Genomic DNA, 13,366 nt, shown 5'->3' with positions numbered 1-13,366 from the left:
CGCTCGGCCCTCGGAGCGCTCAGTCCTGTTCCAGCCGCCGGCGCAGCGTCTCCCTGCGCACTTCCAGCTCGGCGATGAGTCCCGCCCGCTCATCGGCCTGCGCGATCATGGCAGCGATCTCGAACTGGTCGGTCGCCCCCATGTCGCGGATCTGGTCGCGCAGATCCTGGTTGTCCTGCTTCAGCTTCGCCAAGTCTTCGTCGAGTCGGCGCAGGTCGTCTTTGGTGCTCATTCCCCAGCACTACCCGCGTGTACCTCGGCTACCACCCCAGGTGGATGTATCCATGACGGCGGCCGTACAGAATGGCAAGCATGCGCAGGTTCACGACGGGAACTGTCGTGTCGCTCGCCGTGGTCGGTGTGGTGCTGGCCGCCGTGGTCGTCACGGGGGTCCTCCGTGCGGAGCGGCAGCCCAACGTCCTGGACGTGCTGCTGCCGCTCGTCGCGGCGGCCGGGGTGCTGCTCCGCGAGCGTTATCCGGTGGTGGCGCTGGTGGTCGTGTCGGCGGCCGTGGTCGCCTACTACCCCTTCGCCAGGCTCGACGGGCCGCTCATCCTGCTGCCGTTCATAGTCCTCTACACCGCCGCCGACCGGGGCCATCTCATCTCCGCCATCGCCACCGGCGCGGCCTCGCTGCTGGCCATGGGACTCGGCGAGGCCGGAGGCGTCCGGCACGTCGACGACAGCACGTTCGTGATGATCGCGGGCTGGGTGGCGGCGGCCATCGCCGCGGGCAGCGTGACCCGCAACCGCCGCGCCTTCCTCCAGGAGGCCGAGCGGCGGGTGCGCGACGCCGAGCACGGCAAGGAGGAGGAAGCGCGGCGGCGGGCGGGCGAGGAGCGGCTGCGCATCGCCAGGGAGCTGCACGACGTGCTCGGGCACAACATCTCCATGATCAACGTGCAGGCCTCGGCCGCGCTGCACGGGCTGAAGAAGCGGCCCGAGGACGCCGAGTCGGCGCTGCGTACGATCAAGGACACCAGCAAGGAGACGCTGCGCGAGCTGCGTACCACGCTGGGCGTGCTGCGCCAGGTGGACGAGGGCGCGCCGACCGCGCCCGCCGGGAGTCTGGCGCGGCTGGAAGCGCTGGTGGAGGCCTCGGGGCTGACCGTGCGCACTCAGGTGTCGGGGCCGCTGGACGGGGTGCCCGTGGAGGTGGATCTGGCCGCCGCCCGGATCATCCGGGAGGCGCTCACGAACGTGTCCCGGCACTCCGGCAGCAAGGAGGCCACCCTGACCGTCAGCAACACGTCCGGAAATATCATGATCCGTGTCGAGGATGACGGTCCGGGCGTCGCCTTCACCGAGGGCAGCGGCTTCGGCGTGCAGGGCATGCGCGAGCGCGCCACCGCCCTGGGCGGCAGCCTCGACGCCGGCCCCAGGCCCGAGGGCGGCTTCCGGGTCGTCGCCGCACTACCGCTGAACGGAGCGTCATGATCCGCACGCTGCTCGCCGACGACCAGCACCTGGTACGGGCCGGCTTCCGGTCCATCCTGAGCGACGAGGACGACATCGAGGTGGTCGCCGAGGCCGCCAACGGCGCCGAGGCGGTGGCGGGAGCCCGCGAGAGCAGGCCCGACGTGGTCCTCATGGACATCCGCATGCCGCAGCTCGACGGCCTGGAGGCGACCCGCCGGATCTGCGCCGACCCCCGGCTGGCCGAGGTCAAGGTGATCATCCTGACCACGTTCGACCTCGACGACTACGTCTACGGCGCGCTGCGCGCGGGCGCCAGCGGCTTCCTGGTCAAGGACACCGAGCCGGCCGAGCTGATCCACGCCGTGCGGGTGGTCGCCAGGGGCGACGCGCTGATCGCGCCGTCGGTCACCCGCAAGCTGATCGCCGAGTTCGCGGGCCGGGTCAAGCGCCCCGAGCCGGGGCCGGAGCTCAACGCGCTCACCGAGCGGGAGCGGGAGGTCCTGGCGCTGGTCGCGGGCGGGCTGTCCAACGACGAGATCGCGGCCAGGCTGGTGCTCAGCCCCGCCACGGCCAAGACCCACGTCAGCCGGATCATGAGCAAGCTCCGGGTGCGCGACCGGGCCCAGCTCGTGGTGCTCGCCTACGAGGCCGGAGTCATCACGCCGGGCTGGCTTACCCCCTGAGTCGTACACTTCCGGGCGCCGTGTCACCGGGGGTGTACACCAGGTGCCCGCCCCGGGCTGACGCGCCGGGGCAGGCCCGAGCCGGATGCTGCTCGGCATGGAGACAGTGGAACTCGCCCGCCTGCAGTTCGCGCTCACCGCGGGCGCGCACTTCCTGTTCGTGGCGCTGACGCTCGGCCTGGCGACACTGGTGGCCGTCGTCCAGACCAGGGCCACGTTCGGGCGCGACCCGGTGCACCAGGCGATGACGCGGTTCTGGGGGCAGCTCTACATCATCAACTACGCGATGGGCATCGTCACCGGGCTGGTCATGGAGTTTCAGCTCGGGCTGTCGTGGAGCGGCCTGACGGAGTTCGCGGGCAACGCCTTCGGCTCCGCGCTGGCACTTGAGACGATGATCGCGTTCTTCGTCGAGGCGACGTTCCTGGGCCTGTGGATCTTCGGCTGGAACAAGCTGAACCGCTGGGCCCACCTGGCGCTGATCTGGGTGGTCACGCTCACCGCCTACGCCTCGGCGTTCTGGATCATGGTGTCCAACGGCTTCCTGCAGAACCCGGTCGGTCACCGGATGCAGGGCGGCGTGCTGCACCTGGCCGACTTCGGCGCGATGGTGGCCAACCCGGCGGCGCTGGTGGCGTTCGGGCACATCCTGAGCGGCGCGCTGGTGGTCGCCGGGTTCTTCATGGCCGGGGTGAGCGCCTACCACCTGCGCAGGCGGACGGCCGAGCAGGACTTCTTCCGCAAGTCGCTGCGCGTCGGGATCACGGTCGCGCTGCCCGCGACGCTGGTCACCGCCACGTTCGGCGGTATCGGGTTCCAGGAGTTGCAGCCCACCAAGAGCGCGGCCTGGGTCGGTGACGCCGGGCGGATGGCCGAGGCGCAGGCCGAGATGGTGGCCCTGCACGGGCCCGGCGACTACCTGCCGCCCGTGGCGTGGGTGCAGAGCGGCGCGATGACGATGCTGATCCTGTTCGCGCTGATGTTCTTCTTCTCCGGGCTGAGCTTCCTGCTGATGCTGTTCCGGCCGGTGGTGCGGGGGCTGCGGATCTGGCACTGGCTGCTGACCGCGATGATCCCGGTGCCGTTCGTGGCCATGCTGGCCGGGTGGATCTTCCGTGAGATGGGGCGGCAGCCGTGGGCGGTCTACGGGCTGCTGACGACGGCCGACGCGATGTCACCGGTGACCGCCGGGCAGATGCGATTCTCGGTCATCGCCTTCACCTCGGTGTTCGCCGTACTGGTCGTGATCAATTACTGGCTGCTGGCCAGGGCCGCGCGGCGCGGGCCCGCCGGCGTGACCCTGGGCGATCGCCCGATCGAGACGGCCACCCCCGTCCTGACGTTCTGAGGGAGCGGACGTGACTCCTCCGCTCCCTGAAGAGAGCGGCTTCTCGCTAAGCCGCTTGCGCAGCCTGGCGAAGGGCAAGCCCTGCCCTCAAGATGTTGATCGCCGCGTTCACGTCGGCGTGCGCGGCATGCCCGCACGCCGTACAGGCGAACGCGGCTTGGGTGAGGCGGTCGTCCTTCGCACAGTGCCCGCAGCGGGCGCACGTGCGGGAGGTGCCGGCGGGGTTCACCGCGATCAGCTTGCGACCGGCGCTTTCAGCCTTGTGCGACAGGATCGTCAGGAACACCCCCCAGCCCGCATCCAGGATCGAACGGTTAGGCCCGGACTTCTGCGCGACGTTGCGGCCGGGCTGCTCGACCGTACCGGAGGCACTGCGGGTCATGTTGGTGATCCGCAGGTCCTCGTGCGCGATCACGTCGTAGGCGCGGACCAGGGCGAGCGCGGCCTTCGCCGCCAGCGCCGCAACCTGCCGGGCGGTGGGACGCAACACGAACGTGAACGACCTGCGCACACCCACCTCCCATCACGCTCGGTAATGACAACACCACGATATCGGCCGGCGCCGACAAAACCAGGAAGGACATCCGTGATGCGCGAACCTGACAGGCCAGGGCACACTCGGGCCTTGACGGCCCTCCCGCTCCCGATTCCCCCGTCGCCTCAAGGCGACGGTCCCCTCGGGAGGAGCTGATGGAGCTCTTCATCCTGGCCTTCTTCGCACTCGGCTATCTGGTGCTGGCGGGGGCCGACATCGGGGTCGGCATGCTGCTGCCCTACCTGGGGCGGACCTCGGAGGAGCGGCGGGAGACGATCGCCGCGATCGCGCCGTTCTTCCTCGGCAACGAGGTGTGGCTGGTGGCCACCGCCGGGGTGCTCGTCGGCCTGTTCCCCCATCTGGAGACCGAGCTGCTGGTCGGGCACTACTCGCTGGTCGTGGTCCTGCTGCTGTCGTGGGTGGTCCGCGACATGGGGCTGTGGCTGCGCGGCAGGGTGGCGGGCGCCGGCTGGCGGCGGCTGTGGGACGGGGCGATCGTCGCCGGCAGCTGGGGGCTGGCGCTGAGCTGGGGGATGCTGCTCGGGGACGTGCTGCTGGGGATGAGCGGGCCGCTCTCGCTGCTGCCCGCGCTGGTGCTGGCGGCGCTGTTCGCGACGCACGGGCTGGCCTTCGCCGCGCTGCGGCTGCGCGGGACGCTGCGTGAGCGCGCCGCGGTGCTGTCGGGCGGCGCGGGCGAGGTACGCACCCTCGCCCTGACGGCGACCGCCATGGCCGTCGTCGGGGTGCTGGCCGGGCTGCGGCTGCCCCTGGAGCCGGGGACGTCCGGTGCGCTGCTTGTGCCGATCATCCTGGTCATGATGCCGCTGCTGGTGGCGTCGCAGGCGTGGGTGTGGTGGACGTTCAGGCACCGTGTCAGCGGCCCGTCGTACCTCTGAGGAGTCAGTGCGCCAGGACCGAGGCGTCCTCCGGGGGGACCTCCGGGGCCGAGACGCGCAGCCAGCGGCAGCCGTACCCGTCGAGCGGCAGGCTCACCCGGCCGCTCTCGGGCACCTCCAGCGTGCCGTCCACCAGAAGGTCGGTGAGCCGGCAGCCCTCCAGTCCCGTCAGCGACAGCTCGACGTCCGCGCGGCCGTCGCCGAGGTTGTGCACCGCGAGGACCGTCGCGCCGTCGGCGTCGCAGCGGTGCGCGAAGACCGCCGGGTCCCCCGACGCCAGCACCGTGTACGTGCCCCAGGCCAGCTCGGGGCACTGGCGGTAGCGCTCGATGAGCAGCTGGATCCAGCGCAGCAGTGACGAGGTGTCCCGCAGCTGGTCCGCCACGTTGACCCGGTCGGGGCCGAAGTCGCCTTCGGTCATCGCGCGCACCGGCGTGCCCCTGGTGAAGCCGCCCTCCTTGGACCACTGCATGGGCGTGCGGACCGCCATACGGCCTTCGGCTCCCAGGTCTTCGCCCATGCCGATCTCCTCGCCGTAGAAGAGCACCGGGGTGCCCGGCAGCGAGAACAGCAGGCTGTAGACGAGCTTGACGTGCCGCGGGTCGCCGCCGAGCATCGGGGGCACCCGCCTGCGGAGGCCGCGGCCGAAGAGCTGCATGTCCTTGTCGGGGCCGAACGCCGCGAAGATCTCCTGGCGCTCGTCCTCGGTGAGCTTGTCCAGGGTCAGCTCGTCGTGGTTGCGCAGGAACACCGCCCACTGGCAGTCCTTGGGCGGCGCGGGCCGCTCCTTGAGCGCGGCGGCGAGCGGCGCGGCGTCGCCACGGGCCAGCGACAGCCAGGCGCGCTGCATGCCGATGAAGTCGAAGCACATGCTGAGCTGGTCGCCGAGCCCCTCGCCGAAGTAGCCGAGCAGCTCCTCGTACGGCAGGTTGACCTCGCCGAGCAGCACCGAGTCGCCCTTGCGCCGGGTCATGAAGGCACGCAGGTCGGCCAGCACCTCGTGCGGGTCGGCCAGCTTGGGGGCGATGTTCTCGATGAGGAACGGCACCGCGTCGACCCGGAACCCGGCCAGCCCGAGCTCCATCCAGAAGCCGAGAATGCGGGTGATCTCGTCGCGTACCTCCGGGTTGCCCATGTTCACGTCGGGCTGGTGGCGGTAGAAGCTGTGCAGGTAGTACTGGCCGCTGCCCTCGTCGAGCTCCCAGACGCTGTCCTCCTTGTCGGGGAAGACGAGCTGCGCGGGCTCCGGCCCCGGCGTGTCGGACCAGACGTACCAGTCGCGGCGCGGCGAGTCCTTGCCCGAGCGCGCCTCCACGAACCAGGGGTGCTGGTCGGAGGTGTGGTTGACGACCAGGTCGGCAATGACCCGCAGGCCGCGGTCGTGGGCGGTGCGCATGAACTCCACGAAGTCACCCAGCGTGCCCAGCCGCGGATCGACGCTGTAGTAGTCGGTGACGTCGTAACCGTCATCCTGCTTGGGCGTCGGATAGAACGGCATCAGCCACAGGCAGGTGACCCCCAGCCCCGCCAGATAGTCGATCTGCTGCGTGAGCCCCCGGAAGTCGCCGATGCCGTCACCGTTCCCGTCCTTGAACGTCTCCACGTCCAGGCAGTAGATGACGGCGTTCTTCCACCAAAGGTCGCTGGTGTACGTCAGTCGCATCGCGCCTCACTACCCCGGGAGGCCGCGATCTCACAACGCCCACAAGTGACCACATTCATTGACGCACTACGACAAGTCGCCACTAAGGTCTGACCCGACACGATCCACTGGAAGGGCCACCATGAGCGACTACGCGATCACCTTCGACCTGATCGACACCGACAAGGACGGCCGCATCTCCGCCGTCGAGCTGGTGCGGCTGATGGAGGTCCTCGGCCGCCCCATCACCCTGGACGCGGCCCAGGAAGGCGTCCGCAGGCTCGACCGCGACGGCGACGGCCTCATCGACGTCACCGAACTCGGCACGTTCCTGCAGCCCTGACGCGGCGGCCACGTCCTGCTGGCCGAGTCGCCTGGAGCCTCACCGGCGGCGCTAGCGTGGGGCCGTGTTCACCGACATCGAAACCTTCCAGGAGACGCTCGCAACCAGCGGGATGCCGCCTGTCCTCAGCGCGCGCCACGACTGCAGGGAATTCCGGGCCACCGTCGCGGCGCGCGACCTTGGGCCTCTCAAGCTGATCGAGCTGGTCACGCCCGAGGGCGAGTGCTTCCGAGACGCTCGTCGCGTCCGCGACGCCGACGAGGAGTTGTGGCAGATCGACCTGATGACGCGGGGCCGGGCACGCATCGAGCAGGGCCGCGGCATCGCCGACCTCCGGCCGACCGACCTGGTCCTCATCGATCCGGCGCGGCCGGTCCGGTTCGCCAGCACCGCCTCCACGCACGTGACCATCCTGGTGCCCCGGCGGGAGCTGCGGCTCCGCCCGGGCGACGCCGCCAGCCTGGCCGGCGTACGCATCAAAGGTGACCGCGGCCCGGGCGCCCTGGTGTCCTCACTGGCACGGAACATGACCCGGTCGCTGACCGGGTTCCGCGCCGGCGAGGCGGACCGATCGGCAGCTGCGGTGATCGAGCTGATCTCGGTGGCGCTCGATGCCCAGCTGGGCAACGCGCGGCCGGGCGCCGACGAGGCGCTGCGCGACCGCGTTCTCGGCTACATCGAGGCGCGGCTGTCCGACCGAGATCTCGCCCCGGCCAGGATCGCCGCCGCACATCACATCTCCGTACGCCGGCTCCACAAGCTTTTCGAAGACCAGCCGCTGACCGTCGCGGCCCTCATCCGCCGACGCCGCCTGGAGCAGTGCCGCGCCGACCTGGCGCGAAGCGACCGGACGGTCGCGGCTGTCGCCGCCCGCTGGGGATTCGCCGATCCGGCGCATTTCAGCAGGCTCTTCAAGGCGACGTACGGCTACAACGCGTCGGCGCTGACGTCCAGTGACCGTGCACGGGCAGTCAAGGCGCCCGCCGCCCGGCCCAGCGAGGATGGGGGCGCCCGAACTACAGAAAGGTGATCGCATGGAACAGTCGGTCGAGGCGATGAGCACCATTCCAACCAACATGTACGAGGCCTGGAACCGCGGGGACGTCGCCGGTTTCTTCGCGGATTTCGCCGAGGACGCCCTTTTCGCGGAGCTTGAGGGAACCATCTACCGGAGCCGCGCGGAGGCGATCACGGCACACGAGGCGCTCCTCGGCACCGTGATGAAGGGTTCCCGGCTGGTGCGGGGCGAGGTGCCGTTCGCCCGGATCATCAGCCCGGGCGTCGGCGTGGTCCACAGCCGCGTCGGCATCCTCATGCCGGGCGAGGAGGAGCCACCGCCGACGCGCTTCTCCATGCAGCTTTTCGTCGTGGTGTGGCGGGACGACCGCTGGGTGGTCGTGGCTCTGGAGAACGCGCGCCTGCTGTCCCTGGAGACCATGGCAGCCCTGGAGTCCCTGGAGTCCCTGGCCTGACCAGGCGGCGGCTAGGCGGTGTGCAGGTAGACCTGGCCGAAGACCTCTGACAGGTGCTTCAGGTCCGTGGCGTTGTCCACCTCGGGGGACGCCGGGTCGTAGACGGTGGCCAGGCGCGGGCGGATGGTGGTGAGCTTCTTGAGCTGGTCCCAGGTGGTGTTGGCCGCCCACTTCTCGCCGTAGGCCCGGCTGACCTGGCCCTGGCCGTCCTGCCAGCGGGTCCAGAGGGTGACGGTCTCGGCGGCGTCGTGCTGGAGCGGGGCCGCGACGCGGTCGGTGATCGACGTGGTGGCCTGCTCGGGGGTGAGCTGGGAGGTGCCGGGGGCGGCGAAGCCGGCGTCCTCAGCGGCGATCTGCGCGTAGGCGTCCCAGGCGCGGGCGCGGACCTGGATCCACTGGTTGCGCTGGGCGGTGGCGGCGTCGATCTGCCAGGTGGCGTACTCCGTGGCCAGGTGGCCGCCGTCGAGGGCGAGCTGGTCCACGAGACCCTTGGTGAGCCAGCCGCCGACGCGGTCGGCGTCGAGCAGCGGATACTTCTCAGTGATCGCCGTCTTGCACTCTTCGTTGACGCCGCAGCCGAACACCGGCATCAGCGTGTGCACGGCGAGCTTCTTGCCCGGCGCCGCCTGGCGGAGCGCGGCCGAGGCCTGGGCGACGAAGGCGTCCAGGTCGTCGGCGGTCTCGAAGTCCTTGTCGTACCCGAGCTGCGAGCTGAACCGCACGCCCACGACCCCCGGCTGTACGGCGAGGGCGGCGAGCTTCTTGGCCGCCGCCGCGAGGTTGCCGGCCTTGTAGTCGTCGGCCAGTTCGGCGTCGATCCACACGCGCATGCCCGTGTCGGCGGCGGTCTTGGCGGCCTGGCCGGTGGGGGTCTCGGCGGCCTGCTTGGCCTGGGCCTGGGTGACCCCGTCGGGGCCGACGAAGCAGGGCTCGGCGGTCTGGCACTCGGGGGTGCCGCCGTCACCGCCGCCGTCGTCGGGGCCGGGGGCGCCGCCATCGTGCATCTCGCCGTCGCCCTCGACGTCGAAGTCGGCGCACTGCTCGCCGGACGTGGTGCAGTCGACGACGTTGCCGTCCATCGGCCCGGTGTCCTTCATGTTCTGGCCGTCGTTGCCCAGCCAGAAGTTGGCGATGTCGTCCACTTCGTCCGGGGTGGCCATCCAGTGGCAGACGACGTACGCGGGGGCGTCCTCGGACATCAGGTCGTTGCAGCTGCGCGGGTCGTCCTCCGACCACGCGGGGACGCCGATGCCGAGCAGGGAGAGGGCGAGGCCGATGACGAAGATCTGCCGCAGTCGCATGGCGCCTAACTTCCGAGGGGGTGATCGTCGGGCATATCGCACAATATCCGGCTGATCAGTATCGTTCAATGCGATCAGCCCCTTTGAGGTACCACGAGTGGCCGTAGGAAAATGGCGCGACACCAGGTCAGCGGTACGGGCACACTGGTACCTGTTTGGGTGTTTCCAAGGGGGCGGCGTGCGTACTTTCATGGGTGATCTCGGCCTGCTCCGGGATCGGCGGTTCGCCCTGCTCCTGTCGGCCCGGACCATCTCGATGCTCGGCAGCTCCTTCGCCCCCGTGGCCCTCGCCTTCGGCATCCTTGAGCTCCCCGGCGCGACCGCCACCACGCTGTCCGTGGTGCTCACCGCCGAGGCGCTGCCCATGGTGCTGTTCATGCTGTTCGGCGGCGTGCTCGCCGACCGGCTGCCGCGCCAGCGGGTGATGATGGTCGGCGAATGGGTCAACGCGCTGGCGTTCTTCGCGCTGGCCGCGATGATGCTCAGCGGCTGGACCCCGCTGTTCGCGATGGCGACGGCCGCGGCCTTCAGCGGCGTGGCGATGGCGGTGCTCTACCCGGCGCTGACCGGGATCATCCCCGAGGTGGTGCCCGCCGACCGGCTGCAGACCGGCAACGCGCTGCTCGGCCTGGGCTCCAACGTGTCCCGCGTGGCCGGCGCGGTGCTCGGCGGCGGCACGGTGGTGCTGGTCGGCGGCGGCTGGGCGCTGGCGGTGAGCGGCGCGCTGTTCGCCGTGGCGGGGCTGCTGCTCGCGGCGCTGCGGCTGACGCCCGGCGAGCGGGCCGAGGGCCCGGCGCAGTCGGTGCTGTCGGACCTGCGCGAAGGGTGGCGCGAGTTCAGCTCCCGGCAGTGGATCTGGGTGGTGGTCGCGCAGTTCTCGGTGCTGGTGATGGCGCTGCAGGCGGGGCACGGCGTGCTCGGGCCGCTGCTGGCCAAGGAGAGCCTGGGCGGCGCCCCGGCCTGGTCGGCGTTCCTCGCCGGTGAGGCCGTCGGCACGATCGCCGGCGTCTTCGTCTCCCTGCGCGTGCGGCCACGCCGCCCGATCCTGGTCGGCACCCTGCTCTGCCTGCCCTCCGCGCTGCCGTACTTCCTGCTGGGCGGGGAGGCCCCGCTCTGGGCGAGCGTGCTGGCGGCGTTCGGGCTGGGGGTCTGCTTCGACGTCTTCGGGGTGCTGTGGCAGACGACCATGCAGCGGGAGGTGCCGGCGGAGTCGCTGTCGCGGGTGGCCTCGTACGACGCGCTCGGTTCGCTGATGTTCGGCCCGCTGGGGCTTCTGCTGGCCGCGCCGGCGGCGGCGGTCATCGGCCCGCAGGCGGCGCTGATCGGCTGCGGGATCCTCATCGTGCTGTCCACCTGCGCCGCGCTGCTCTCCCCCGCCGTGCGCAACCTGCGCGCCCCGCTGCCCGAGCCGGTCTCAGGCTGACCGGAAGTGGTCGCGGGCCCGCGGCTGGAACATCAGCGTCACCGCCCCGAGCACGGCCAGCACGTGCAGCGCCCTGCTGCCGCCGAAGAGCAGGTCCCGCACGCCGGCCTGGGCGACGGCCTCGGTGATCGAGCCGCCCGCCAGCAGCCACTGGACCGGCGCGACCACCATCGAGAGCAGGCCGAGCACGCCCAGCAGGCCCGTCAGGCTCCAACGGGCCCAGTCACGGCCCTGCCACATCCGCCAGATGAGCAAGCACGCGGTCCCGAAGACGACGACCCGCAGGCCGACCCCGGACAGCACCTCACCGGCACCGGCCGTGCCGCTGGACAACAGGCCGGTGACCGCGAGCACGGTCTCGAAGATCCCGGCCGCCACCGCCACCAGCCACAGGATGGCGGCGGCGTGCACGGTCTGCGGGGTTTGCGTGGGTGGTGCGACGGTCTTGGTCACGCCGAGAAGTCTGCGCCGCCACCCCCTGTCCGGGCATGCCCGCCGCCCCCCGAACCGCAGGTGGGGCCCGCCCTACCCGGCCGTTCCGCTGGTCCGCAGCCCGCGCGAGGGGGTCCGCTCGTGCAGCCCGAACCGCGCCTCCGGCTCGTGGTCGCCGTCGAGGACCCCGGCCACGTACGCGGCCAACTCCGGGGCGTGCTTGAAGCCGTGCCCGGAGTCGCCGCCCAGCAGCCACACGCCCGGTGCGACCTCGGCGATGATCCACTCGGTGTCGGGGGTGAGCGCGTACTGGCAGACCTGGCTGAAGAGCACCGGCGCCGACACCAGCGAGGGGAACCGCCGCGCCAGGTAGGCCCTGGCCTGGGCGACGCCGGCCTCGTCCACGGTCCGCTCGCCGTGCTCGGGATCGTACGGCGCGCCCTCGATGTCGGAGGTGGCCTTCATGCCCACGCCGTCCACGTCACCGTGCCCGTACGCGGCCGCGCCGTGGTCGACCCAGGCGGGCGTGCCGGGGACGGTCCACTCGGCGGGCACCGCGAAGTGCAGCGTGTCCTGCTTGGTGACGGTCAGCGGGACGTCGAACAGTCCCGGCAGCCAGGCGCCGCACGCCCACACCACCCGGTCCGCGGCGAGCACCTCGCCGCCGACCCGGACAGCGCTCCGGTACGGCGCGTCATCGCCGGTCACGGGCACCGCCCGGCCCCTGACCAGGCGTACTCCGGCGGCCTCGGCCAGCTTGGCGGTCACCTGGGTGGCCCGCCGGGCCCTGATCACGCCGGCCTTCGGCTCCCAGAGCAGAAAGCTGAGGTCGTCCCCGCGGAACTCGGGGAAGAACCGGGCGCCGTCCGACGGGTCCAGCACCTCACACGGGATATCCAGATTTTTCAGGACTCGGGCGCTGGCGCTCTCCCAGCCGTCGGGCGTCCCGGCGAACCACATCATGCCCGCCTCGTGATAGAGCTCCTCCCCTGCCCGCTCGGAGAGCCGCCGCCAGCCGTCCCGGGCCTGCCAGGCCATCCGGGCGTACCAGTCCTCCGTGCCGTGCGCGCAGCGCATCAACCGGGTCTCGCCCGCACTGGCCTGCCGTACATGCCCAGGTTTGTGCTGCTCGACCAGCGTCACCTGCCAGCCGCTCTCGGCCAGCCGCAACGCCAGCGATGATCCCCAGATGCCCGCCCCGACCACGACGACCGTCTTCATGGCATTACGGTGACCGCAAAACACTGTTTCGCGCAAGGTCAAATGACGATGAGCGTGGCCACGACGCCCGCGCAGTTGCCGGCCACACAGATCCGCACCGGGACCCGGAACACTCCGGACGCGGTGGGGACGCCGCCGACCCGGCCGTCCGGGCCGATGGTGACACCGGCGGGCACGGCTTCGTAGCTGGTCACGGTGAAGGTCGGGAGCACTCCGGAGGGGCCGCCGTTGATCTGGATCCGGCCGTCCAGCGGCCGGCCGATCCTGCCGGGGAAGGTGAGCGAGCTCGGATACCAGGGCACGTTGCGCAGCACCACGAAGGTGACCCGCTCCTCGGCGCAGGCCCGGCCGCTGCACAGGCGGACGGGCGCGTTGTAGGTGCCGACGCGGTCCGGCGTGCCGTACAGTCTGCCGCTCGCGTCCACCCCGACGCCGGGGGCGAGGTCGGTGGCCGCCTGGAAGGTCACGCCCTTTTCGGTCGGCGTCAGGCTCCGGCTCACCTCGATGCCCTCGGTGACGTAGAAGACGTCCTCCAGCAGCCGGTCCGACCGGGTCGCCTCGGGGGCGCCCCACGCCAGCTGGATGGCTTTCGCCCCGACCGACGGCAGGGCGGGCAGAAGGGCGCACATGGCCAATCCGGCAACCAGGAGT

General features: G+C 71.2%; 15 protein-coding genes. 8 read left to right on the top strand and 7 right to left on the bottom strand.

Going from position 1 to position 13,366, the window contains the following annotated elements; translation table 11 throughout:
• Positions 1-19: 19 nt before the first annotated feature.
• Positions 20-232, bottom strand: a complete 213-nt coding sequence (locus tag ACTMTF_RS31250; RefSeq protein ID WP_441113882.1) for a hypothetical protein — start codon at positions 230-232, stop codon at positions 20-22.
• An 80-nt stretch (positions 233-312) separates the two neighbouring features.
• Here ACTMTF_RS31250 and ACTMTF_RS31245 point away from each other — a divergent pair, with 80 nt between their 5' ends.
• The 3 genes from ACTMTF_RS31245 to ACTMTF_RS31235 all read left to right on the top strand — a co-directional run bounded on the left by ACTMTF_RS31245 (position 313) and on the right by ACTMTF_RS31235 (position 3,450).
• On the top strand, positions 313-1,437 hold the full coding sequence (locus ACTMTF_RS31245) for a sensor histidine kinase (RefSeq protein WP_441113881.1): 1,125 nt from the start codon (positions 313-315) through the stop codon (positions 1,435-1,437).
• Entirely contained in the window at positions 1,434-2,102 is a 669-nt protein-coding gene (locus ACTMTF_RS31240) for a response regulator (protein WP_397014542.1), read from the top strand. The genes ACTMTF_RS31245 and ACTMTF_RS31240 overlap by 4 nt, the downstream gene beginning before the upstream one ends.
• 97 nt (positions 2,103-2,199) lie before the next feature.
• On the top strand, positions 2,200-3,450 hold the full coding sequence (locus ACTMTF_RS31235; protein ID WP_441113880.1) for a cytochrome ubiquinol oxidase subunit I: 1,251 nt from the start codon (positions 2,200-2,202) through the stop codon (positions 3,448-3,450).
• A 46-nt stretch (positions 3,451-3,496) separates the two neighbouring features.
• On the opposite strand, the gene ACTMTF_RS31230 is transcribed toward ACTMTF_RS31235, so the two are convergent.
• Complete coding sequence (locus ACTMTF_RS31230; protein ID WP_441113879.1) at positions 3,497-3,961, bottom strand: RNA-guided endonuclease InsQ/TnpB family protein; 465 nt, start codon at positions 3,959-3,961, stop codon at positions 3,497-3,499.
• 179 nt (positions 3,962-4,140) lie between these two features.
• Between ACTMTF_RS31230 and ACTMTF_RS31225 the strand changes: the two genes are divergently transcribed.
• Positions 4,141-4,881, top strand: a complete 741-nt coding sequence (locus ACTMTF_RS31225; RefSeq protein ID WP_441113878.1) for a cytochrome d ubiquinol oxidase subunit II — start codon at positions 4,141-4,143, stop codon at positions 4,879-4,881.
• A 4-nt stretch (positions 4,882-4,885) separates the two neighbouring features.
• Here the strand turns inward: ACTMTF_RS31225 and ACTMTF_RS31220 are convergent, their stop codons facing one another.
• Positions 4,886-6,544, bottom strand: a complete 1,659-nt coding sequence (locus ACTMTF_RS31220) for an alpha-amylase family protein (protein WP_441113877.1) — start codon at positions 6,542-6,544, stop codon at positions 4,886-4,888.
• A 121-nt stretch (positions 6,545-6,665) separates the two neighbouring features.
• On the opposite strand from ACTMTF_RS31220, the gene ACTMTF_RS31215 reads away from it, so the two are divergent.
• From ACTMTF_RS31215 to ACTMTF_RS31205, 3 genes are all read left to right on the top strand, one after another.
• Complete coding sequence (locus tag ACTMTF_RS31215) at positions 6,666-6,866, top strand: EF-hand domain-containing protein (protein ID WP_397014550.1); 201 nt, start codon at positions 6,666-6,668, stop codon at positions 6,864-6,866.
• A gap of 64 nt (positions 6,867-6,930) precedes the next feature.
• Entirely contained in the window at positions 6,931-7,896 is a 966-nt protein-coding gene (locus ACTMTF_RS31210) for a helix-turn-helix domain-containing protein (RefSeq protein WP_441113876.1), read from the top strand.
• A 4-nt stretch (positions 7,897-7,900) separates the two neighbouring features.
• On the top strand, positions 7,901-8,338 hold the full coding sequence (locus tag ACTMTF_RS31205; RefSeq protein ID WP_441113875.1) for an SgcJ/EcaC family oxidoreductase: 438 nt from the start codon (positions 7,901-7,903) through the stop codon (positions 8,336-8,338).
• A gap of 11 nt (positions 8,339-8,349) precedes the next feature.
• Here ACTMTF_RS31205 and ACTMTF_RS31200 read toward each other — a convergent pair whose 3' ends face one another.
• On the bottom strand, positions 8,350-9,639 hold the full coding sequence (locus tag ACTMTF_RS31200) for a hypothetical protein (protein ID WP_441113874.1): 1,290 nt from the start codon (positions 9,637-9,639) through the stop codon (positions 8,350-8,352).
• Between the two features lie 178 nt (positions 9,640-9,817).
• On the opposite strand from ACTMTF_RS31200, the gene ACTMTF_RS31195 reads away from it, so the two are divergent.
• On the top strand, positions 9,818-11,062 hold the full coding sequence (locus ACTMTF_RS31195) for an MFS transporter (protein WP_441113873.1): 1,245 nt from the start codon (positions 9,818-9,820) through the stop codon (positions 11,060-11,062).
• Here the strand turns inward: ACTMTF_RS31195 and ACTMTF_RS31190 are convergent.
• The 3 genes from ACTMTF_RS31190 to ACTMTF_RS31180 form a co-directional block, all read right to left on the bottom strand.
• A complete protein-coding gene (locus ACTMTF_RS31190; protein WP_441113872.1) occupies positions 11,054-11,515 on the bottom strand; it encodes a hypothetical protein in 462 nt (153 codons plus the stop codon). The two genes, ACTMTF_RS31195 and ACTMTF_RS31190, sit on opposite strands and share 9 nt — an antisense overlap.
• Before the next feature lie 72 nt (positions 11,516-11,587).
• Positions 11,588-12,715, bottom strand: coding sequence for an NAD(P)/FAD-dependent oxidoreductase (locus tag ACTMTF_RS31185; RefSeq protein WP_441113871.1), 1,128 nt, complete (start codon positions 12,713-12,715; stop codon positions 11,588-11,590).
• 38 nt (positions 12,716-12,753) lie between these two features.
• Positions 12,754-13,344, bottom strand: coding sequence for a hypothetical protein (locus tag ACTMTF_RS31180; RefSeq protein ID WP_441113870.1), 591 nt, complete (start codon positions 13,342-13,344; stop codon positions 12,754-12,756).
• Between the last annotated feature and the right edge of the window lie 22 nt (positions 13,345-13,366).

Origin of the sequence: Nonomuraea sp. ZG12, from assembly GCF_052068115.1 — a bacterium.
Taxonomy (GTDB): Bacteria; Actinomycetota; Actinomycetes; order Streptosporangiales; family Streptosporangiaceae; genus Nonomuraea.
Note: the sequence above shows the minus strand (reverse complement) of the source record. Positions and strands in the feature narration are given on the sequence as shown.